This is a genomic window from Pseudoalteromonas sp. CNAT2-18.1 (assembly GCF_022347865.1).
Taxonomy (GTDB): domain Bacteria; phylum Pseudomonadota; class Gammaproteobacteria; order Enterobacterales; family Alteromonadaceae; genus Pseudoalteromonas; species Pseudoalteromonas ruthenica.
Genome location: NZ_JAKRFR010000006.1, coordinates 228,416 through 249,106 on the forward strand (window position 1 = coordinate 228,416; position 20,691 = coordinate 249,106).

The window sequence follows — 20,691 nt, forward strand, 5'->3', positions numbered from 1 at the left end:
TTGTGATAGTACCGCAAGGCGAGTAAGGCAAGGTCTGTATTTGGCTAGTCTAAGCCAAGGGTTTTGCCTTTGATAAACGGTAATGTGATGGTAAAGCGTGCCCCACCCAGTGGACTGTCGTCGACACTGATCTCGCCTTGGTGCCAGTGAACAATTTTGCCACATATAGCCAAACCAAGGCCGTAGCCCCCAGTGCGTTTATCACGGCTTTTATCCAAGCGAATGAATGGTTTAAAGATATCTGCTCGTTTACTATCAGGGATCCCCTCGCCATCATCTTCGACACTGATGATACATTGCTCCTCGCTGGCTTGGAGGCGCACTTCTATACGACTGTGGGCATGTTTAATGGCATTGCCTAAAATATTTTGAAATGCACGGCTGATAAAGTGTGGATCGCAACGATACAAATTAGGCTGCTCATAAATTACTGAGATTGCAATTGCGCTGTCAAAATTGAGCTTGTCTACCAGTGATTCCATCAGCTCATTCAAATCCACTAAATGAGATTCTAAACTCGGACTTTGCGCGTCCAAGCGCGCATAATGCAGCATTTCACTGACTAAATTTTCCAGCTCGGTAACATCACCGGTCATCGACTGCACATACTTGCGCTGTTTTTCATCGGCGCCCTGCTCAACCATTGCCAAGGCAAATTTAAGACGCGCTAGAGGGGTGCGAAACTCATGGGACACGGAGGATGTCAGTTCACGTTGTGCGTCTAGCAAGCTGTGAATACGTCGCTGCATCACTTGCAGCGCATCGGTAATGGGCAATAGAAACGAGCGGCCAATGTCACTGACCTGAAACTCGCGGCGGCCATCTACTTCGGCACAGGCTTCGCTGAGCTTATTAAAATCCCGCCACAACATGAAGCTCCACAGCCCCACCGGCGCACCAACAACCAAGAGCACTAACAGATACGGCCAAAAGAAGCCTTCTTTTTCAGGCTTTTCCAAGCGTACGGGGCCCACTTGTAGAAGCTGTAAGTCGCCTACAGGGACATACCAAATAAGATGCTCATTGGCGTCATACACATGCACAGCTTCTTTGTTATCGATCCGAGTTTGTAGCTCAACAGGCAAGGCAATGGCACCACTGTCGATGGTGCGCATAGGGTAGTGACTTTGGATATATTGACGCCCTAATGGGCTTTGTGCCAGCGCTTTGAAGTTATGGCCTAACTCCAACGCTAACGGAGTCGATTGTTCATCAACGGGCCACAGGCGCTCGATTACGCCGGTCACCAACACTAAGGATACAATGATATATAGATAAAGGCTGACGAACAGTTTGCCCAAATTAGTTATTCACTCCACGCATCGCTTACAAACAGGTAACCCTGACCCCATACTGTTTTTATTCTATAGGGTTTATCACTATTATCACCTAGTTTTTTGCGTAATCGTGAAATTCGTACATCAACAGTTCTATCTAAACCATCGTACTGACGGCCAATCATTTGTTCGTGTACATATTCGCGGCTCAGTACATCACCAGCATTGCTTGCCAGTAACCACAATAGCTCGAACTCGTGAGAGGTCAGCGATACTTCCTGCCCTTTCAACGTCACAATGCGGCTATTTTTATCAATTTTCAGCTCGCCAAAGGTGACAGTTTGCACGCTTTTATCTTGCTCTTGGGTGCGTCTTAACAGTGCGGTAATACGCGCCAGCAGCACCCGAGGCTCAGCAGGTTTTATCACATAGTCATCTGCACCTAGCTCAAGACCGATGACCTGGTCAAAATCTTCGCCTTTGGCAGTCAACATTAAAATGGGTAGCGCGTACTTATCACGTACTTCGCGGCACACAGTGAAGCCATCCTTGCCTGGCAGCATGACATCTAAAATCATTAAATCCACTTTGTGTTTACTAAGGTAGTCCATCACCTCGTCACCGCGAGACAGCACTGCGACATGTAAATTATTCTGTTGCAGATAGTCTCGGGTTAGCTCTTGTAGAGCCAAATCGTCCTCAACTAAGAGTATGTTCGCCATGTACCAACTCCTGAATTAAAAAAAACTCCACACCGAACGTAAGCGCCGACGCGAGCTTTGCATCGTTTGCAGTTCCAGTTGGGTATCTACGACTAATTCGCCGGTTTGTGCATGGGTAAGGGAGTATATGGCCGGTAACTGAACCTTGGCTTTATACTGCCACTGCCCTTGCCGTTGGTCTTGCCAGCATTGCAAGGTTCGCTCGTTCTCGCGCAAGCACACCGGCATCGCTTGCGGTAGTTGCCAGCGGATATGCATGGCCGTTTCGCACGCCTGCCCCTTTTCGGCAACCACACAGTATTGCGGAGCAATCACCAATGCCGCATCACTTAGCGTAAGCGTACTGCTAAGTTGCATGGCATTAACTAAGGTCGCTGCAAAAACGGCGCTGATCATATTAAAACACGTGCTTGAGGCCAATAAAGGCCGTTACTGCGCTCGACTCCTCAAACAAGGGACTATCATTGGCTAGGCTATGGTAGTCAATATAACCCACATGAAAGCGCAGCGCATTGCGCTTATTCAATATAAAGCTGACATCAATGTTGGCGTAGGGCTGTAAAGTGCTGCCTAGGCTCAACGCATCTAGCCCGGTCACCTCTTGCTGTTGTAAGCCATAAAAGTAGGTATTCATTTCTGCATTAGCGTACTTGATACCCACCGTCGGTTCGACGATCCACCGCTGCATACGATAACTGTTACGCCAACTAATATCCGCGCGCCAACCATTATAGACACTGGTGGTATCCGCCAGCGCATTAACGGTGACTTGCCCGGCGCTGGAAAAGTAATGGTACTCCAAGCCTACATCTAATGCCCACTGACGCTTTCGTACATCGTGAATATCAACGACCCGTGGGCCATCCATCTCCATACTAGCGAAAGAATTCCCTTGTAAAGCGAAGACGCGGCTCGGGTGCCAATCAACAAAAAAACGGGTTTCAGGGTTAAATTCAGTGACGACACTAAGCACATGTTCGGAGTGTTCAACAAAGGTGTAGCCTAGTTGCGCATTGTCAAAGTACCAAGACTCGCCATAGTATGCGATATCGGGGATAAGTATTAATGGCAGGTTATCACCACCATGAAGTGGATTGGCCATGTTGCCGTAGCCGAGGTTAGCGCCGACATGCCACTGATTTAGCGTGACTTCCTCACCTTGTGCCAACGGCGCGCAAAACACCGCAGCGATCAGAAACATAGCCAATTGTCGACTGTGCGTGCCAAGCATAGATCACCCCTAAGTTAAACATCTCGACATGCTAGCAACACCCTTTTAACAGATCAGCAATAATTACAATCATTCACAAATTGCGCCCTTTTGATCACGCTTATAGAACCGATAGTGAATGCACTTAGGCATTATTTCAGTTGCGCCGCCAATTGCCAACATGCACCGAGTACTGATTCACTTAAACGGCGCTGTTGTGCGACTAAACCTATTTCAAAGGGCGGTGGCGCATCGTCCACATTTAAGATCTGCACGCTCTGTGCAAATGGGCTATTTTCTAACACCACCTGAGGAATTAGCGCAACACCCAACCCCAAGGATACCATAGAGACCAACGCCTCGTGACCGCTGACTTGCGCATAAATAGGCGGTTGTATACGCCGCTTTCGCCACCAGCTGATTAGTCGGGTACGGTTCTCTCCTCGCTCAGGAATAATAAAAGGCAGTTGCTGCCAAGGAATGGAAGGTGAGTTAGCCACTTGACGACTGATATCGCACGGTGTTTTAGGAGCAATAAATACTAATTGCGACCACCCTAGGCGGCGAAAGGCAATTTGCGCGGGTAACTTCGCCGGTTTAGCGGCGATAGCCACATCTTCATGGTGATCCAACACACGTTCTAGCGCATAGGCAGGGTCTCCGGTATGCAGCTTTACTTCGACGCCGCAATAACGTTCGCGCACAGCACTTAATAACGGGTGTAAAAAACTATACGCGGCACTGACCGAGCAATAAATACTCAGCGCTCCTTGAAGCTCCTTCGCACCATGTAAACTAGCCTTTAGCTGTTGCCACTGCATCAACGTATTTTTCGCGTAGGTGATGAAATGCTCACCGGCATCGCTCAGCGCCACTTGACGATTGTCTCTGATAAACAACTTGGCACCTAACAGCTGCTCTAACTGCTTTATATTACGACTCAGCGTCGGTGCACTGATATAGCAGCGTTCACTGGCACGGCCAAAATGCAAGGTCTCCGCCAAGGCTAAAAAATATTCCAACTGTTTATGATGCATAACACTTTCCAGCATTTCATATTATGAAACACAGTAATACAAATATATCATTTTACGCAATATAAAAAGTGGCCTACATTCTCTAGCAATGACTTTTCAAAGTGCAGCAATTTTTTATTCAAGGATTTAACCATGGCAAACTATTTCAATACCCTGTCTCTGCGAGAGCAATTGGCTCAATTAGGTCAATGCGAATTTATGGACAGCAGTGAGTTCAGCGACGGTGTCGATGCATTAGTAGGTAAGAAGCTCGTGATTGTAGGTTGTGGTGCGCAGGGACTCAACCAAGGCCTTAATCTCCGTGACTCAGGTTTGAACGTAAGCTATGCACTGCGTGATTCTGCTATTGAACAACAGCGTCAATCATTTTTAAATGCCAGTGAAAACGGCTTTATCGTCGGGACTTACGAGGAACTGATCCCAGACGCTGATTTAGTGCTTAACCTAACGCCAGATAAGCAACATAGCAACGTCGTGGAGAAGGTCATGCCACTGATGAAACAAGGCGCAACTTTGGCCTATTCTCATGGCTTTAATATCGTTGAGGAAGGTCAACAAATTCGCGATGACATCACCGTGATTATGGTGGCACCGAAATGCCCAGGCTCTGAGGTACGAGAGGAATACAAACGTGGTTTTGGTGTACCTACACTCATTGCTGTGCACCCAGAAAATGACCCTGAAGGGAAAGGTTTAACACAAGCGAAGGCCTATGCGGCAGGCACCGGAGGCGATCGCGCTGGGGTGCTGCTTTCTTCTTTTGTCGCTGAGGTAAAATCCGATTTGATGGGCGAGCAAACTATTTTGTGTGGCATGTTACAAACCGGTTCACTATTGTGCTTTGATAAAATGGTCGAAAAAGGCATTGACGCTGGTTACGCATCCAAGCTCATCCAATATGGCTGGGAAGTGATCACTGAAGCCCTTAAACATGGTGGCGTTACCAACATGCTCGACCGCTTAAGTAACCCTGCCAAGCTGAAAGCCTTTGCTCTAAGCGAGGAGCTAAAAACGATTATGCGCCCGCTTTATAACAAGCACATGGATGACATTATCAGCGGCGAATTTTCCAAAGGCATGATGGCCGATTGGGCCGAAGACGACACTAAATTACTTAATTGGCGCGAGCAAACAGCGCAATCCGCCTTTGAAAAACAACAAAATAGTGACGTGGAAATAGCTGAACAAGAGTTTTTCGACAACGGGATCTTAATGGTCGCCATGGTGAAAGCCGGCGTTGAGCTGGCGTTCGAAACGATGACTGCAGCGGGTATCAAAGCAGAGTCTGCGTATTATGAGTCACTGCATGAAACACCATTGATAGCCAACACCATCGCACGGAAGAAGCTCTACGAAATGAACCGCACTATCTCTGATACGGCAGAGTATGGCTGCTACCTATACAACCATGCTTGCTTGCCATTACTGCAACCCTTTATGGCGAATATTGACACCGACGTCATCGGTCGAGGCCTAGATAGCCAAGATTTAGGCGTTGATAACCAAGCGCTGATCCAAGTCAATGATGCACTGCGCGCTCACCCGGTCGAGCAAGTTGGTGGTGTACTGCGAGGCTATATGTCGGCCATGAAGAAAATTGTATAACCCTTTCGCTTGTTAGAAGCCAAGCCCAGCTGCTTTGCACTGGGCTTTTTTTATTGCAGCGGGTAGAATTATCTGAACCTACTTATTGTTGCCCTAAAGTTGTATGAAGCTAGCTCAACTCACAATTCGCCAAAAAGTCACGCTACTGGCCTCGTTTATTGCCATCGTAGTGGCGGCCATTATTGGCTCCATTTCACTGTATAGTGCTAAACAGGCTATTGCCGAGCGCATGCTCCACTCCGAGTTACCCGCTAAAGTAGAAGCCATTAATAACCATATCAGTAACGAGATTAACACCCTGCTCAATGCCAGTGAGCAGCTAGCTAGCAGCGCTATGGTGGCGCGTTGGGCGCAAACCCAAGGACGCGCCGATGACGCCCTGCTGATTCAGCAGTTGCAACAAGTCGCACAACAATATGATTTAGCCACAGCCTCTTGGGCTAACCGCAATAGCGGCGAATACTGGAATCAAGACGGCTTTTTACGCGTCCTCACTGCTGAGCAAGACGGTTGGTTTTTTGCTTTTAAAGACAGCGCACAGCCCCGCTCCATCAGCATTTATCAAGAAGCCCCAGGGGATGTGAAAATGTTCGTCAATTACCAGCAAGTGGGCGGACTTGGACTGTCAGGCCTGGCGAAAAGTATTGATGACATGCAGCAGATGCTCGAGCGCTTCACAATCGAAAAGTCTGGCTTTGTGTATGTAGTTAACAGCCAAGGCTTAGTACAGTTGCACCCTGACGCAGCACTGGTCGCCAAAGCCACACTAGAAGATATTTATCAACAACCGGTAAGCACAGCGCTACTGGGCAATGAGTTTGCGATCACTGAACTCAACCTGCACCAAAGTGACTACTTTGTTGCCGCCAGCCCTATCACTAATACCGATTTGTACGTTATTGCCCAAGTCCCTACAGATGAAGTCTTTGCCAGTGTCAATGCGCTAATGTGGCAGATTGTTATGATTTCCATCGTCGTTGCAGCGTTAATGTGTGTGGCTGGGTTTGTATTAGCAACGAATATTACTGCCCCCATTAAAGACATCGCTCGACGCTTTATTGAGCTTGGGCAAGGGCAAGCACGCTTAGATCATCGTTTTGATGCCCTGCGTCAACCCGAGCTGCGCGAGCTCACCAGCGGATTTAATGAGTTTTTATCGAAAATAGACAATGCGATTAAAGCGGTCGCACAGCAAAGCCAACAGGTCGGCCACAGCGCTAGCGAGTTGCGCCAGCAAGCCGGTGCTCAAGCCAGTTCGCTAGAGGAACAAAAGCAGCAAACGATCAGTGTAGCAACGGCTGCAAACCAAATGGAAGCCACGGTTGCAGAGATAGCCAACAACGCCGCTAGTGCAGCCTCGCTCACTGCCGAAGGGCAACAGCATAATGAGTTTAATCGTACCCAGGTAGCTGATGCACTGGCACAAATAAACAGTCTCGCCCAAGGCGTAGAGCAAATGAGCGAAGAGCTGCAAGAGTTAGTCGCCAAAACCTCAGAAATATCCGATGTGGTCAGTGCCATAACGGGAATATCCGAGCAAACTAACTTACTGGCGCTAAACGCAGCGATTGAGTCTGCCCGCGCTGGTGAACACGGCCGAGGCTTTGCCGTTGTCGCTGACGAAGTGCGCGCGTTAGCAAGTAGAACGTCTAGCTCCACGGCACAGATTCAACGGACTATCGATAGCCTTAACGATTCTGCCAACAATATGGTGGCGCGTATGGAGCAAGCCCGTTCAGGCGCGCTGCGCAGTGTTGAAATTATGGAGCAAAGCAGCGCCCTGCTAAATGATAACGCCAAAGCTAGCGAACAAATTAACGACATTACCACGATTATTGCCACCGCGACGGAAGAGCAAAGCTCGGTAATGAGCGATGTGAGCCGACAAGTTGAACTGATCAGCAGTGCCAGTGACGCCATCGCCATGCAAAGTGCCGATGTGAAAGCCACAGTCACGACCTTGCATGAATGTGCGGAGCAGCTTGATGCGTTAGTGGCAAGCTTTGATAAGCGCTAACACTCATCATTTGTAACAATTTAGCGCCCTAATGCTTGCCTCTCGGTCTATAATTAATCAATATGTTGTTGATTGTAGACCGAGGTTTTCGGTAGGAGGTAACAATGCGGTGCTTATCTTTGCTGGCCTTTACATTGTTGTTGGCAGGCTGTAGCAGTACTGAGCAATCACACCTGCCACCGCCGCCAGTGAATTTGACCTACCATCCCGAGCTTCAAGCCTTGCCTGTTGAAAGCATGGACGATATTTTCAACCTCAACAGCGATATGAAAGCACAACTCAATCAAGCCTTCGCTTCGCGTTTTGGTGATTTAAGTGCAACCAAGCGCTTAATTATGTTCCTACTCAATAATGGCGATAAGAGTTTGCGTTATCAAAGTGGTGCTACGCTGACTGCTCAGCAAACCTATAACCAGCTCAACGCTAATTGCTTATCCTTGTCTATTTTGGCCTTCAGTATGGCCGAGCATTTAGGCTTAGAAGGTGAGTTTCAACGCGTCCATATCCCCGAATATTGGGCCCTCGACAAAGGCTACAACCTGCTCACCGGCCATATCAATTTAAAATTACGCATGCCGAAAGTGCGCCGCAGCGATGTCATTAACCTTTATGACAACCAAGGCGCTATGCTGGTTGACTTTGCGCCAGATATCTCTGGTGACAACTTCAAAACCACAACCATCAGCAAAGAGCGTGTAGCAGCAATGTTTTATAACAATAAAGGGGCGGCGGCGTTGGTGAATAACAAGCGTAACGAGGCGTTCAGTTATTTCCTGGCGGCTACACAGATGGACCCAAGCTACTCTGGCGGGTGGGGTAATCTCGGTATCTTATTTCGGGTGATCGAGGATTATCAGCGCGCCGAGCAAGCGTATGACTATGCCTTATTAGCCGATGCGAACAATAATACAGCAGCGGGTAATTTAGCCATCTTGTATCAACTTACTGGGCGTCAGCAACAGGCTCAAGAAATTGAAACCGCGTTGGCAAATAAACGCAAAACTAACCCTTATTACCAAGTGGCCCTTGGCAATGAAGACATTGTGAAGAAACAATATAGCCAAGCTTTAGCGCATTTCCGCAAGGCCCGTGAGTTAGACGGGCGCATGCATGAGAGCTACTTTGGACTGGCGCGTACCTATTACCTTATGGGCGATATCAAGGCCGCACGCAAGCACCTCACAATGGCACATCAGCGCGCGCAGTTTAAGTATGATAAAGAACGCTATCGCGGTAAGCTGGCAGCGCTGAATTTAGTTGCCAGTAATCGATGAGCAAATACGGATGGCTTATTTTGATGTTGTCGCTGAGCTCTGGCGCTTCAGCGACAAACTGGCAAGATGATATCGCCTATTTATCTAGCCCGGCATTGGCGGGACGAAAAACAGGCTCAGCGCCGAGTAAGCTCGCTCAACAGTATATTGTTCAGCGTCTGACCGAGCTAGGTTATCGCACTGAACGCGCTGGTTTCTCTTTTACAAGTGGTTTTTTTGCCAACACTCAAGGCATTAACATCTTTACCAGCGAATGCCAAACCCGCTGTTTAGTGATCAGTGCTCATTATGATCATCTCGGCCGCCATGGTCAGCGCTACTATCCAGGAGCCAACGATAATGCCTCAGGAGTCGCTGCCCTGCTGTACTTAGCGCAGCAACTGCAAGCCATGAAAGAGCAAATTATTTTTGTCGCCTTTGATGGCGAAGAGCAAGGCCTGCATGGGGCCAAGCATTTTGTCGAAACTCAGCCTGCGCAGCGCCTGTATACAAACTTAAACCTCGACATGCTGAATTTAACCAACGCTCGCAGCAGATTGTTCGTATACGCGCCACATAAAATGTGTGCAGCGGCAAAGCAAAGCTTAATCAACAGCCCAGTAAAACTCAGTGTAGTGCGCTCGGGAAGAAGCATTAATCGTCGCTTGGGGAAAAACATCACCGATTGGCGCCGGGCCAGTGATCACTATGCCTTTTTGCGCCGAGGGATTGCGGCAATATTTATAACCGCAGCAGAAGATAAGCATTACCACAGCCCTGAAGATACCTTCGAGCATATCAACAAAGCGCGTTATCAAGCTACGCTGCCCATGCTAGCGCAATTTAGTCGCGCTCTACTCACTAAGCAGTGTCAGGCTGTAGCGCATCCATAATAGCCGCCGCATAATTATCGGTAGTGGCGATAAAGTGGGCTTTCGTTGCGCGACGCATTTTTTTTACTTGCCATTCCAGCTTACAGGCGTCACTGCGTGAGCCAACTGGAGTCGCAAAAATGAGCGATAACGGTCCTTTACCACGTAAATTCTTAGCTCCTTTACCCTGCTGATGAGCCTCAAAGCGCTTTACAACGTCGTTACTCACGCCTGTGTACCAATGGTTATGACGTGTCTGTACGATATATAACCACCACCACTGATGACTTTCACTTTCTATAAAACTATTTGCCTTCGCGGCGGTCTGATTTAGCATTTGACGCTTTACCTTCAGTGCACAATAGGTATCATGCTAACAATAATTAATAAGGACTGATAAACGAACATGCAGTGGTTAAAACCGTATTCGCTGGCCGTAGCCGTAGTTTTGTCATGCAGTATTCTAAGCGCATGCTCTAGTTGGGTCTACCGCATTAACATTCCCCAAGGGAACTTTTTAGAGCAATCTGACGTGGATCAGCTTCGCGTTAATATGACCCGTGAGCAAGTGTTGTTCGTGTTGGGTAAACCAGTTGCCGAAGATGCGTTCGACGACGACACTTGGCACTATCTATATGTATTTAACTTGGGCCGTAAAAACGAACAACGCAAGCAGCTTACGCTTGAGTTTGAAGACCAAAAACTCGCCCGAGTTATCTCTGACGACTACGAGCAACCAGAACAATTTAACACTCCTTTGGAGCAATAAACGCTCATAGGTGATACGTAATAGGCTGACAACTTGGACTCTTACGTTGTAAAAACGCGGCTTTCATGCCGCGTTTTTTAATTCCCTGCTCGCCAAGCGGCAATGTTACGCAGCTCCCGAGCCATAACCTTTCGTTCATGAACCAGCAATGCCTGATATTGGCTCGCACTCACAGGCGTTTTGCAACCATGGTAAGTTCGTCTGTACTGGCTATATAAAGCGTCAAAAATGCTCGCCACTCGTGCTAGATGAAAACCAGAAGTAACGATGTGTAAGCGAGCCTTTGCATGGCCTGCCAACACTGGCTGACTAAGCAGTGCATCCTCAAAGGTAAAGCGGCTCATCGTTGGCGCAAGCAGTGCCTTGCGCTCGACGCCCTGGGTTATTAAATACTGCTGTTGAAGCGCACTATGAGGCCAGGGTGATTGATTAAAGTGCTCCCCAAAGCCACCCGTGCACAGCACATGCGTCTGACCTTGGCTACTTAAACGATGATAGAGCTTAGCCGCATACTCTCCCCGGGCTCGAGCGATGTCACTCAGTTGCCCAAAGCGGTCATTCGGTGCTCCGAGCACAACCACCACGGCGTAAGAAAGCCCGCCATCAGCGCTTTGCGCGCTATTCTTTGACTTTACCACCGGTCACTTTATTGGCGCGCCCCTCTTCTTTGGCTTTCTCCGCACGACGACGGCGAGCCTCTTTGGGGTCAGCAATAAGTGGGCGATAGATTTCTACCCGGTCACCTTGTTTGAGCTCAGTATCAAGCTTGCAGGTGCGGTTCCACACCCCTAAAGTTAAGTTCGCCATGTCAATCTCAGGGCACTTGTCAACGATGCCTGACTTCAGCACGGCTTCTTCTGCGGTACTGCCCTTAGGGATCTCCACCCGTAAGGTGGTGGCTTTGTCCGGCAGTGCAAACACGACCTCGACTTCAATCATGCCCGCTCCCCATAAACGACCTTGGCCCGTTGGGTAAACGCTTTTACCATATTTTTAGCTACATCATTGAAAATACGACCAAAGGCCATTTCTACTAGCTTGCTCGCGAACTCAAACTCCAATTTCAGGCTGACCTTGCAAGCATGCTCATCAAGAGGCTTAAAATGCCAATGACCATGTAAGTGCTTAAAAGGGCCATCCACCAGCTGTAAGGCAATGGTATATGCTTGCTCATCGAGCTTGTTTTCTGTGGTAAACCACTTTTTTAAACCGGCCTTGGAAATCTCCAGTCCGGCACGCATGGTATTGTCTCCCTGAGCAAAGACTTTGGAGTCGCTACAATGGGGCAAAAACTGCGGGTACGCGTCGACATCATTCACTAAGTCGAACATTTCTTGGCTGCTGTACATGACCAGCGCTGACTTTTCTATCTGGGGCATAACCTCTCCTCACAATAGCCGCAATTCTAGCAAGCTTTCTTAAGCGCCCCAAGTACCCTGTGCAAAACCAGAAAACTCCCTTTATTCATTGAGCGCTAAGCAAAAAAATGATGTAAATACACAGACAATCAGTATAATGGCGACGTTATGGCAAAGAAAAAAACCGCAAAATCGACCTCAAATACCATCGCGCTAAATAAAAAAGCGCGCCATGAGTATTTTTTACACGATAAATTCGAAGCTGGCGTTGAACTACAAGGCTGGGAAGTAAAGAGTATCCGTGCCGGTAAGGTCAATATCTCGGAAACGTATATTCATATTAAAAACGGTGAAGCGTTTTTATTGGGGAGTCAGATTCAGCCCCTTAATAGTGCTTCGACACACACAGTGTGTGATCCGATGCGCTATCGCAAGCTGCTATTGAATAAGCGTGAAATTGACCGTCTTATTGGCGCAACCGAACGCGAAGGGTACTCGCTTGTTGCCACCGCTATGTATTGGAAAAAATGCTGGGTGAAACTGGAGTTCCACCTCGCCAAAGGTAAGAAAATGCACGATAAACGTGCTGATACCAAAGATAAAGATTGGGCTCGAGAAAAAGAGCGCACAATGAAACATAAAGTCAGATAAAAGCGAGCTCTAGCTCGCTTTTTTATTACTCAAGAAATCCCTCTTAAATTCAACACCTTACTTATCACCTTCAGTTGGCATTCAGCTAAATCACTGGTCAATAACAAATTTTATTACAAATTACCCCTAATAGGTCATTGCCAAATTCTTGTAAAGAATGTTAATCCTATGTTGTTTGCTTGATTCACGACAGTCACCCTAACTGATTGTTAATCAACGACGTGTAGACATACTCCATCCCCGTAAGTCGGGAAGCTAAAAGGATTCTCTTGGCGACTCCTCACGCATTGACTGAGTATGCAGCCGTTTGCCCACGCCGATTGGCTTAGGTGTCTCTAGCAAATGTATTTAAGACAACTAAAAGTTTCCCTTTAGGAAACATAACAACAAGGATTTCAGGATGAGAAAGTTTACTCCGTGCACTGTGCGCACTGCCCTAAGCCTCGCTTTAGGCTCTGCTGCGTTATCCCTCCCCTCTGTTGCCAGCGCTAACGAAACCGGTGGTGAAGGTGTAGAACGAATAGAAGTCACTGGCTCGCGTATTAAGCGCACCGATATGGAAGGGCCATCTCCTGTACAAAGTATAGGTAAAGAAGACATTGCCAATATGGGCTACGACAACTTGCAACAATTGCTAGAACGTATGCCTGTAGCTGGTAACGGCACCTTCTCTACTCGCGGCAACAACCAAGACTCAACCGCAAACGGCGGCGCCGCTGTTAGCTTACGGGGGCTAGGACCGGATGCCACTTTGGTGCTTATTAATGGCCGCCGAGTCGCCATCAGCGCCTTCGCCGAGAGCATCACCAATTCTTTTGTCGATATCAACTCGATTCCAGTATCAGCCATTGAACGTATCGATATCCTTAAGGACGGCGCCTCGGCCATTTATGGCTCAGACGCTGTTGCTGGGGTAGTGAACGTAATTTTGAAAAAAGACATTGAAGGGATTGAAATCAACCTTGGCTACGGAGAAACGACCGGCCCCGATTATGATGAAACCACTGCGAGTTTAGTATGGGGCACAACCAGTGATAAAGGCAGTGCGTCGGTGATTCTGGACTACTTTAAGAATACCGGTTTAGAGTCTGCAGAAATGGGTAAACTGGGTACCGCAAACCAAGCGCCTTATGGTGGCATGGATTTTCGTTCATCACGTGGTTTCCCTGGCTACTTTTACGTCAATGGTGAAAAGACTATCGACCCGAACTGTCCACCCGAGAGTGCCACCGCCAGTGGCAGCTGTTTGTTTGACTATGGTCCGTACGGTTTTATCACGCCTCCTGCAGAGCGCGTAGGCGCCATTGCTCAGTTTGATTACAACTTCGATAACGATATCACTGCGTTTTTGGAAATTGCAGCGCAGCACAACACCTCTGAAGCCGGTGGTGCACCAACACCACTTGATGAAGACGCAGGCCTTACCGTTCCGGGCTCCCACCCTAACAACCCGTTCGGACAAGACATTGAAATTGGTCGTTATCGTACTGTTGATGCGGGTCCTCGTCGTTGGGATATCGAGTCTGATACACTGCGCTTTGTAGCTGGCTTGCGCGGTGTTATCAACGACTGGGACTGGGAAGTGGCCGCGCAAAAAGGCCGCTCTAAGTCAGAGCAAACAGGCGATCGCTCTATGGGTTGGGTCCGTGTTGACTTCCTACAGCAGGAGATTGATGCCGGTAACTATAATCCCTTCGGCGGTGTCCAAAACGATCCGGCGGTGATTGACCGCATTACCACCAGCTTAGTGCGCCGTGGTGAGTCGCATATGACTTCTTTTGATGCCAGTATCAGTGGTGAAGCGTTCGAATTTAACGATGCCATGGTGATGATGGCTGCAGGCCTTGAGTACCGTGAAGAAGATGTCAGCGATGTGCCTGACGATCAGTTCCAGCGCGGCCTTATCTTTGGTACTGAGTCCGTCTCTGCCGCTGCAGAGCGTGACCAGTGGGCGGCTTATGTGGAGTTCTCCATTCCTCTGCGCGATGACTTAGAGTTGCAATTAGCCGGTCGTCACGATGACTACAGTGATTTTGGCTCTACCACTAACCCTAAGGTTGCCTTGAAATGGGCGCCTAGTGATGAGTTTTCCCTGCGTGGTTCATGGGCACAAGGCTTCCGCGCGCCGTCTTTGGCGCAGATCGGCCTAGGCCCATCAGAAGAAAGCCAATTCTTCGTCGATACCTATCGCTGTCAAGCCACCGGACAAGATTGCGATCTACTTGATTACAATATCGAGTTTGCTGGTAACCCAGACTTAGAAGCTGAAGAGTCTGAGTCTTGGAACGTTGGTGCTATTTGGGCACCCACCACCGATTTAGGTATCTCTGTTGATGTGTGGAGCATTGAACAGGATAACAAAATCGACGAGCAAGACTTCGGTATGATTTACAACACGCACTGTAACGATCAAAACAGCACCGTGTGTGTACGCTTGCCACCGGCCAATGGCGAGGCGCTAGGTGTTATTCAAACCGTCAATAGCACCTTTGAGAACGTCTCGTCACAAGAAGCGTCAGGGGTTGATTTATCAACCAACTACAGCATGGACCTTGCCGACATGGGACTATTGAAGTTCAACCTTGAATGGTCTTACATGCATGAGTTCAACAAAGATGACCGTGAATACATTGGCGAGTACGAGTATCCCAAACACCGTGGCTTGTTTAGCACGAACTGGGAATTCAACGACTTCAACGTCAATATGAATATCAGCTATATCGGTTCATTCGAGGACACGCCGGATATCGACTTCGATGGTAACCTGGATTTCGACACCGAGATTTCTCGTGATGTTGCCTCGCAAACCCTCGTCGATATTCAAGGTGCTTATCACATCAATGATGCAGTACGCGTATCTGTGGGTGTGAATAACCTCTTTGACGACGAGCCGCCATTTGCCATTGGCGATGGTGATTCTGACCTTTACGGTTATGTATCGTCTATCCATAACCCCCGTGGACGCTACGTATACACCAACTTAACGTGGCGTTTTAACTAAGCCACTCACACAAAAAAGGCCGCGAATATCGCGGCCTTTTTGCTGGGTTCAACCCTTAACCATAGGTATACGAAGATTGAATACCCAATGGAATATCTAAGCCCCAATAGGCTAGCAAGAAGATGCTCCAGCCAATCAAAAAGGCGATAGAGTAAGGCAACATCATCGCTATCAGCGTACCTATACCGGTATTTTTCACATACTTTTGGCAATACACCACCACCAGCGGGAAGTAAGGCATCAATGGCGTAATAATGTTTGAGCTTGAATCACCAACACGATAAGCAGCCTGAGTTAAATCAGGAGAGATATTAAGCTGCATTAACATTGGTACAAAGATAGGCCCAAGTAGTGCCCATTTCGCCGAGCTTGAGCCGACAAACAAGTTTACAAAGCCAGTTAAAAAGATAATACCGACAATAGTCACGCCACTTGGCAAGGACAAGGCTTTCAAGACTGCTGCGCCCTCAATCGCCAGTAATGCACCCAGATTAGACTGTGCGAATGCGGCAATAAATAGCGCACAGAAGAACGCCATCACCACATAATAAGCCATCCCTTCCATGGCTTTGGTCATCGCCATCACCATGTCTTTTGAGGATTGGAAAGTACCGGCAACAAAGCCATACACCGCCCCTGGGATCCAGAACAATAAGAAAATAAGCGGTACGATGGATTGCATGATTGGTGCGCTAAAATCAGCCAGCTTGCCATTTTCGGCGCGCAGTGGTGAGTCACCTAAACTAGCTACATACGCTAACAGCGCCAAGCCAGCGAGCATCACTGCAGTGGCAATAAAGAAGGCTTTCTTTTCTTTCGAGGTCGCCGTTTCAAAAGCCGGCAATTCATCGGTATTACCATCAACCGGAGAGTTCTTTAACCGTGGCTCAATAATCTTGTCGGTGATATACCACCCCACCAAGACAATGAAGATACTCGACATTGAGGTAAAGTAGTAATTGTTAAGCGGGTTGATTTCCATTGTTGGGTTAATGATCTGCGCCGCACTTTGGGTAAAGCTTTGTAATAGCGGGTCGATACCTGAGGGAATAAAGTTAGCACTAAAGCCACCGCTCACACCGGCAAATGCCGCTGCGATACCCGCCAATGGGTGACGCCCCATGGCGTAGAAAATAACCCCGGCAAGTGGGATCACTAATACATAGCCGGCGTCTGTCGCGGTATGCGATACAATACCGACCAAAATAATCATCGGTGTAAGTAAGGCTTGCGGAGTGCGTTTAAGCATCAGCTTAATGCCGGTATTGATATAGCCACTGTGTTCAGCAACGCCAACACCAAGCATCGCCACCAGCACCACACCTAGTGGCGCAAAGCCGGTGAAGGTCTTCACCATCGAGGCGAGAAAGCCCGCTAACGCATCACCGGTGAGGAGGTTATTAACCACAATAGGCGCATTGGTGCGCGGGTCAATGACATCAAAGGTAACGCCTGAGAATACCCAGGAAAGCACCCAGATCAGTAACATAGAGAACAAGAAAATCATTGCCGGATCGGGCAACTTGTTCCCCACATGCTCAATAGTATTTAAAAAGCGCGCGATAGCGCCAGTTGGTGCAGCTCCTTGCTGGCCACCGTTATTATTATTCATTATCACTCCTTAGCTAAAGCGAGTGCGTGAACATCCGCCACGCAATTTCCACTGTGCAGACTACTGCAAAATGCCCATAAAGGCTATATAGACAAAAACACCAGCTAGCTGGTGTTTTTAGGTATTCGTGTAACGCAATGGGGCTAGTTGGCAAGCGCCTTAACTTGCTCCCAAATCACCACCACATGATCTCGGTCGGTGTCATCCAGCTCACCATTTTGATAGGCCTTCACCAAGCTTTCTTCCACCTGTTGGTTGAGCTCATCTGGGGTTAACGGCAAGTTCTCTACCTGCGCATAACCGACAGCCAAATCAAAGTGGCCGCGCAGATAACCGCCCGCGAAGAGCTGGTCGTCATCGGCATTATCAACCAAATCATCAAAAAACTGCTGTGCCGCATCGACATACTGTGTGTAAGGCATTACTACTCCTCAAAGTGGCCCACGGCATAGAGCACATGGTCATTAAAGCCTGTGGTTATTTGTATATAACCGGATAATTCGTCGTCTAGTTCGCTGTCGCCGGTATCGCAAACCAATGGCCGCCCTTGCAGCGCTTGCAGTTTGCTTTTCGTAGCAACAACGATGATATTGTCTTTTCCTATAGCGCGAATAAGCGCTGGGCTCAGTTGCTGGTTGCCTCGACCGAATAAATGCCCTTGGCCACCAATGAGGGTAATAACCAGTTTGGTTGGCGCCTGCTCGACAGCACTGAGCAACTGCTGCGCGGTCATGTCCTGCCCTATCAACGCTTGATCTTGAACTAAATCCACCCCTAGCAAGGTGTTCTCTAGGCCCATTTCTTCCATGACTGCTGCAACCGTAGAACCGGAGCCCATAATATACTGGTATTGTTCATCCATCTCACTGACAACAAAGGCTGCGATGTCAGCAAGCACTAACTCATCGACTTCTTTACCGCCGGCATTTTTCACTGCTTGCACATAGCGTAACTCGCTGGGAACGCGCAGCTCGCCGTAGCGTTTGGCGCGCACTGCACCTTGGCGAAAAGCCTGCTCATCAATGTCCATAACATCACTTTCGCTAAGGGTCACCAGCTCGCCTTTAACCAGCATTTCAACCACCCTACCCGCCGCTTTTGGGGTAATGGCATACACGCCTGAGTGAATTTTACAGCCCGCAGGAATGCCCAGCGCCGGCAACGCATCATCAATGGCATGACAGATATTTCTAGCGGTGCCATCGCCTCCGGCAAACAATAATAGATCCACACCTATAGCCTGCAGCGCTTTTGCCGCCAGCTCAGTGTCTTGAGCCGTGGTTGAGCGCTCACTGTGATACACCACTTCAACGTCAAAGCCGAGCTCTTTGGCGACTTGTTCACCCATGGAATCATTGACAGTGTAAATACACAGTTGCTCGCGATAAGCGAGAAGCTGCTCTAGGGCCGCACGGGTACGTAGGTTCGCTTTCGGCTCGGCGCCAAGGGCGATGGCTTTGGCTGCCGTTTGCGCACCATCACTGCCTTTAAGCGCAACGGACCCCCCAAGCCCAGCCAAGGGATTAACAATTAAACCTAGTTTAAAGCGCATCGCGTTGCTCCTGTATACCCCGCCACTGCACCCGCTCTGGCGTCAGTGGGTAAGGTTGCTGATAATGCTGACTCAAGGCTTGCAATAGGCGCTCAGTGCGAGCATTAAAGCCCTGCTCAATAAGCCTGACTAGCTTGTCGTACACTCGTTGCTGAAAACGGAATCGGCAGGTTTGCTCACCACCGAGATTATCCGCTGACACATTAAAGGGAAAACCCGCCGCCAGAGACAACGCCCATTCAATTGCTTGTGGATGCACTTCCACCTGCTCAAATGCCTGCTGTTGCTCTTTACTGCGCCCATCAGGGCAGTACCAGTAACCGTAGTCTTCACGAGTTCTGCGCTCAGCACCGGCAACAAGCCAATGAGCAATCTCATGCAGAGCACTTGCGAAAAATCCATGGGCAAAGACAATCCGGTGATAACCGCAATGTTCGTCTGCAGGCAAGTAAATGGGCTCGTCCTCACCGCGCACCAAGCGGGTGGTGTAATCCGCATAAAACGTGCGCTCAAATAGCGCGATTAATTCATCAACGTGGTGCATAACAAAATTGAAAACAAAAACACCGCAGGATTGTACGGATTTTGCGAGGCAAAGTAAAAACGCAGCCCTGTTGGCTGCGTCACTTTATTTATTTTTGCCCTGGGATAGGCCCAAACTCATGGGCCACATGAGGGTTTTGCGCCCGTTGACGCAATAGGTGGTCCATCAAGGTAATGGCCATCATCGCCTCAGCAATAGGCACCGCACGAATACCTACGCAAGGGTCATGACGGCCTTTAGTGATCATTTCTACCGCCTCATTGCGAGTGTTAATACTCTGCCCCACCACGGTAATGCTTGACGTGGGCTTGAGGGCGATGCTGGCAACGATATCTTGGCCAGTAGAGATGCCCGCTAACACACCGCCAGCATGATTGGAGGTAAAGCCTTGTGGAGTGAGCTCATCGCGACCTTGAGAGCCTTTTTGCTCGACCACGGCAAAGCCATCACCAATCTCCACCCCTTTAACCGCGTTGATGCTCATCAATGAGTGCGCCAGTTCTGCATCAAGACGGTCAAACACAGGCTCGCCCAAACCTACCGGCACACTTTTAGCCACGACCGTGACCTTTGCGCCGATGGAGTCGCCCTGCTTTTTTAAATCTCGCATATACTCATCAAGGGCATCAATTTGACTGGCATCAGGGAAGAAAAAAGCATTGTTATGCACTTCATTCCAATCATACTGCTGCGCTTTAATAGGCCCTAGTTGCGATAAGCACCCTTGCACCTCGATACCGTGAAATTGTTTCAGGTACTTTTTCGCTATTGCCCCCGCAGCGACGCGAATAGCAGTTTCTCTAGCTGAAGAGCGCCCCCCACCACGGTAATCACGCACACCATATTTATGCCAATAGCTGTAATCACCATGGCCTGGGCGAAACACATCTTTAATTTTGCTGTAGTCTTTGGAGCGTTGATCGGTGTTTTCAATCACCAGGCCAATACTGGTGCCGGTAGTTTTGCCTTCAAACACCCCAGAGAGAATTTTCACCTCATCCGCCTCTCGGCGCGCCGTAGTGTAGCGGCTTTGCCCCGGTTTGCGCCGGTCTAAGTCGTGTTGTAAGTCAGCCTCATTAAGCTCCAGCCCAGGTGGGCAGCCATCGACCACCCCCCCTAGCGCTGGCCCGTGGCTTTCGCCAAAGGTAGAGAGCTTAAATAGCTGCCCTATACTGTTACCTGCCATGTTCTTTCCTCATTCCAAAAATGGC

At 48.8% G+C, this 20,691-nt stretch carries 21 protein-coding genes; 7 read left to right on the forward strand and 14 right to left on the reverse strand.

The annotated features are described in order from the left end of the window. Positions 1-44: 44 nt before the first annotated feature. The 5 genes from MHM94_RS14745 to ilvY all read right to left on the reverse strand — a co-directional run bounded on the left by MHM94_RS14745 (position 45) and on the right by ilvY (position 4,246). Entirely contained in the window at positions 45-1,301 is a 1,257-nt protein-coding gene (locus tag MHM94_RS14745; RefSeq protein ID WP_045978174.1) for an ATP-binding protein, read from the reverse strand. 5 nt (positions 1,302-1,306) lie between these two features. Beyond that, positions 1,307-1,999, reverse strand: coding sequence for a response regulator (locus MHM94_RS14750; RefSeq protein WP_152440477.1), 693 nt, complete (start codon positions 1,997-1,999; stop codon positions 1,307-1,309). 15 nt (positions 2,000-2,014) lie between these two features. Continuing rightward, positions 2,015-2,395 carry a DUF3019 domain-containing protein gene (locus MHM94_RS14755; RefSeq protein WP_053910318.1) on the reverse strand — a complete coding sequence of 127 codons (381 nt, stop codon included), beginning with the start codon at positions 2,393-2,395 and terminating at the stop codon, positions 2,015-2,017. A 1-nt stretch (position 2,396) separates the two neighbouring features. Continuing rightward, complete coding sequence (locus MHM94_RS14760; RefSeq protein WP_235419717.1) at positions 2,397-3,230, reverse strand: MipA/OmpV family protein; 834 nt, start codon at positions 3,228-3,230, stop codon at positions 2,397-2,399. A gap of 131 nt (positions 3,231-3,361) precedes the next feature. Then, positions 3,362-4,246, reverse strand: a complete 885-nt coding sequence (gene ilvY / locus MHM94_RS14765; protein ID WP_235419718.1) for an HTH-type transcriptional activator IlvY — start codon at positions 4,244-4,246, stop codon at positions 3,362-3,364. A 132-nt stretch (positions 4,247-4,378) separates the two neighbouring features. Here ilvY and ilvC point away from each other — a divergent pair, with 132 nt between their 5' ends. The 4 genes from ilvC to MHM94_RS14785 all read left to right on the forward strand — a co-directional run bounded on the left by ilvC (position 4,379) and on the right by MHM94_RS14785 (position 10,014). Then, positions 4,379-5,851, forward strand: a complete 1,473-nt coding sequence (gene ilvC, locus MHM94_RS14770; protein ID WP_130147365.1) for a ketol-acid reductoisomerase — start codon at positions 4,379-4,381, stop codon at positions 5,849-5,851. A gap of 103 nt (positions 5,852-5,954) precedes the next feature. After that, on the forward strand, positions 5,955-7,868 hold the full coding sequence (locus MHM94_RS14775) for a methyl-accepting chemotaxis protein (protein ID WP_235419719.1): 1,914 nt from the start codon (positions 5,955-5,957) through the stop codon (positions 7,866-7,868). Positions 7,869-7,972: 104 nt separating this feature from the next. Beyond that, positions 7,973-9,142 carry a tetratricopeptide repeat protein gene (locus tag MHM94_RS14780; RefSeq protein ID WP_235419720.1) on the forward strand — a complete coding sequence of 390 codons (1,170 nt, stop codon included), beginning with the start codon at positions 7,973-7,975 and terminating at the stop codon, positions 9,140-9,142. Beyond that, on the forward strand, positions 9,139-10,014 hold the full coding sequence (locus MHM94_RS14785) for a M28 family peptidase (protein ID WP_235419721.1): 876 nt from the start codon (positions 9,139-9,141) through the stop codon (positions 10,012-10,014). Before MHM94_RS14780 ends, MHM94_RS14785 begins: the two co-directional genes overlap by 4 nt. Here the strand turns inward: MHM94_RS14785 and MHM94_RS14790 are convergent. Further along, complete coding sequence (locus tag MHM94_RS14790) at positions 9,983-10,330, reverse strand: GIY-YIG nuclease family protein (RefSeq protein ID WP_235419722.1); 348 nt, start codon at positions 10,328-10,330, stop codon at positions 9,983-9,985. The two genes, MHM94_RS14785 and MHM94_RS14790, sit on opposite strands and share 32 nt — an antisense overlap. Before the next feature lie 69 nt (positions 10,331-10,399). Here MHM94_RS14790 and bamE point away from each other — a divergent pair, with 69 nt between their 5' ends. Beyond that, the gene (bamE, locus tag MHM94_RS14795; RefSeq protein ID WP_022945736.1) at positions 10,400-10,762 is read left to right on the forward strand and encodes an outer membrane protein assembly factor BamE; all 363 of its coding nucleotides are present in this window, start codon (positions 10,400-10,402) and stop codon (positions 10,760-10,762) included. A gap of 77 nt (positions 10,763-10,839) precedes the next feature. Here bamE and MHM94_RS14800 read toward each other — a convergent pair whose 3' ends face one another. From MHM94_RS14800 to MHM94_RS14810, 3 genes are read right to left on the reverse strand one after another with little or no spacing between them, the layout of a single operon-like run. After that, positions 10,840-11,400 carry a YdcF family protein gene (locus MHM94_RS14800; protein WP_235419723.1) on the reverse strand — a complete coding sequence of 187 codons (561 nt, stop codon included), beginning with the start codon at positions 11,398-11,400 and terminating at the stop codon, positions 10,840-10,842. Continuing rightward, entirely contained in the window at positions 11,381-11,701 is a 321-nt protein-coding gene (locus MHM94_RS14805) for an RnfH family protein (protein WP_022945738.1), read from the reverse strand. Before MHM94_RS14805 ends, MHM94_RS14800 begins: the two co-directional genes overlap by 20 nt. Beyond that, positions 11,698-12,141 (reverse strand): type II toxin-antitoxin system RatA family toxin, encoded by a 444-nt coding sequence (locus MHM94_RS14810; protein WP_022945739.1) that lies wholly within the window; start codon positions 12,139-12,141, stop codon positions 11,698-11,700. The genes MHM94_RS14805 and MHM94_RS14810 overlap by 4 nt, the downstream gene beginning before the upstream one ends. Before the next feature lie 147 nt (positions 12,142-12,288). Between MHM94_RS14810 and smpB the strand changes: the two genes are divergently transcribed. Continuing rightward, positions 12,289-12,771, forward strand: a complete 483-nt coding sequence (gene smpB / locus MHM94_RS14815) for an SsrA-binding protein SmpB (RefSeq protein ID WP_022945740.1) — start codon at positions 12,289-12,291, stop codon at positions 12,769-12,771. A gap of 400 nt (positions 12,772-13,171) precedes the next feature. Then, positions 13,172-15,772 (forward strand): TonB-dependent receptor, encoded by a 2,601-nt coding sequence (locus MHM94_RS14820; protein WP_235419724.1) that lies wholly within the window; start codon positions 13,172-13,174, stop codon positions 15,770-15,772. A 55-nt stretch (positions 15,773-15,827) separates the two neighbouring features. On the opposite strand, the gene MHM94_RS14825 is transcribed toward MHM94_RS14820, so the two are convergent. The 5 genes from MHM94_RS14825 to aroC all read right to left on the reverse strand — a co-directional run bounded on the left by MHM94_RS14825 (position 15,828) and on the right by aroC (position 20,666). Beyond that, positions 15,828-17,384 (reverse strand): AbgT family transporter, encoded by a 1,557-nt coding sequence (locus MHM94_RS14825; RefSeq protein ID WP_045978180.1) that lies wholly within the window; start codon positions 17,382-17,384, stop codon positions 15,828-15,830. Between the two features lie 143 nt (positions 17,385-17,527). Then, a complete protein-coding gene (locus MHM94_RS14830; protein ID WP_022945743.1) occupies positions 17,528-17,806 on the reverse strand; it encodes a YfcL family protein in 279 nt (92 codons plus the stop codon). Between the two features lie 2 nt (positions 17,807-17,808). Further along, positions 17,809-18,936 carry an ATP-NAD kinase family protein gene (locus tag MHM94_RS14835; protein WP_045978181.1) on the reverse strand — a complete coding sequence of 376 codons (1,128 nt, stop codon included), beginning with the start codon at positions 18,934-18,936 and terminating at the stop codon, positions 17,809-17,811. After that, on the reverse strand, positions 18,926-19,480 hold the full coding sequence (locus MHM94_RS14840) for an elongation factor P hydroxylase (RefSeq protein ID WP_138588741.1): 555 nt from the start codon (positions 19,478-19,480) through the stop codon (positions 18,926-18,928). The genes MHM94_RS14835 and MHM94_RS14840 overlap by 11 nt, the downstream gene beginning before the upstream one ends. Before the next feature lie 88 nt (positions 19,481-19,568). Continuing rightward, positions 19,569-20,666 carry a chorismate synthase gene (aroC, locus tag MHM94_RS14845; protein ID WP_022945746.1) on the reverse strand — a complete coding sequence of 366 codons (1,098 nt, stop codon included), beginning with the start codon at positions 20,664-20,666 and terminating at the stop codon, positions 19,569-19,571. Positions 20,667-20,691 lie beyond the last annotated feature (25 nt).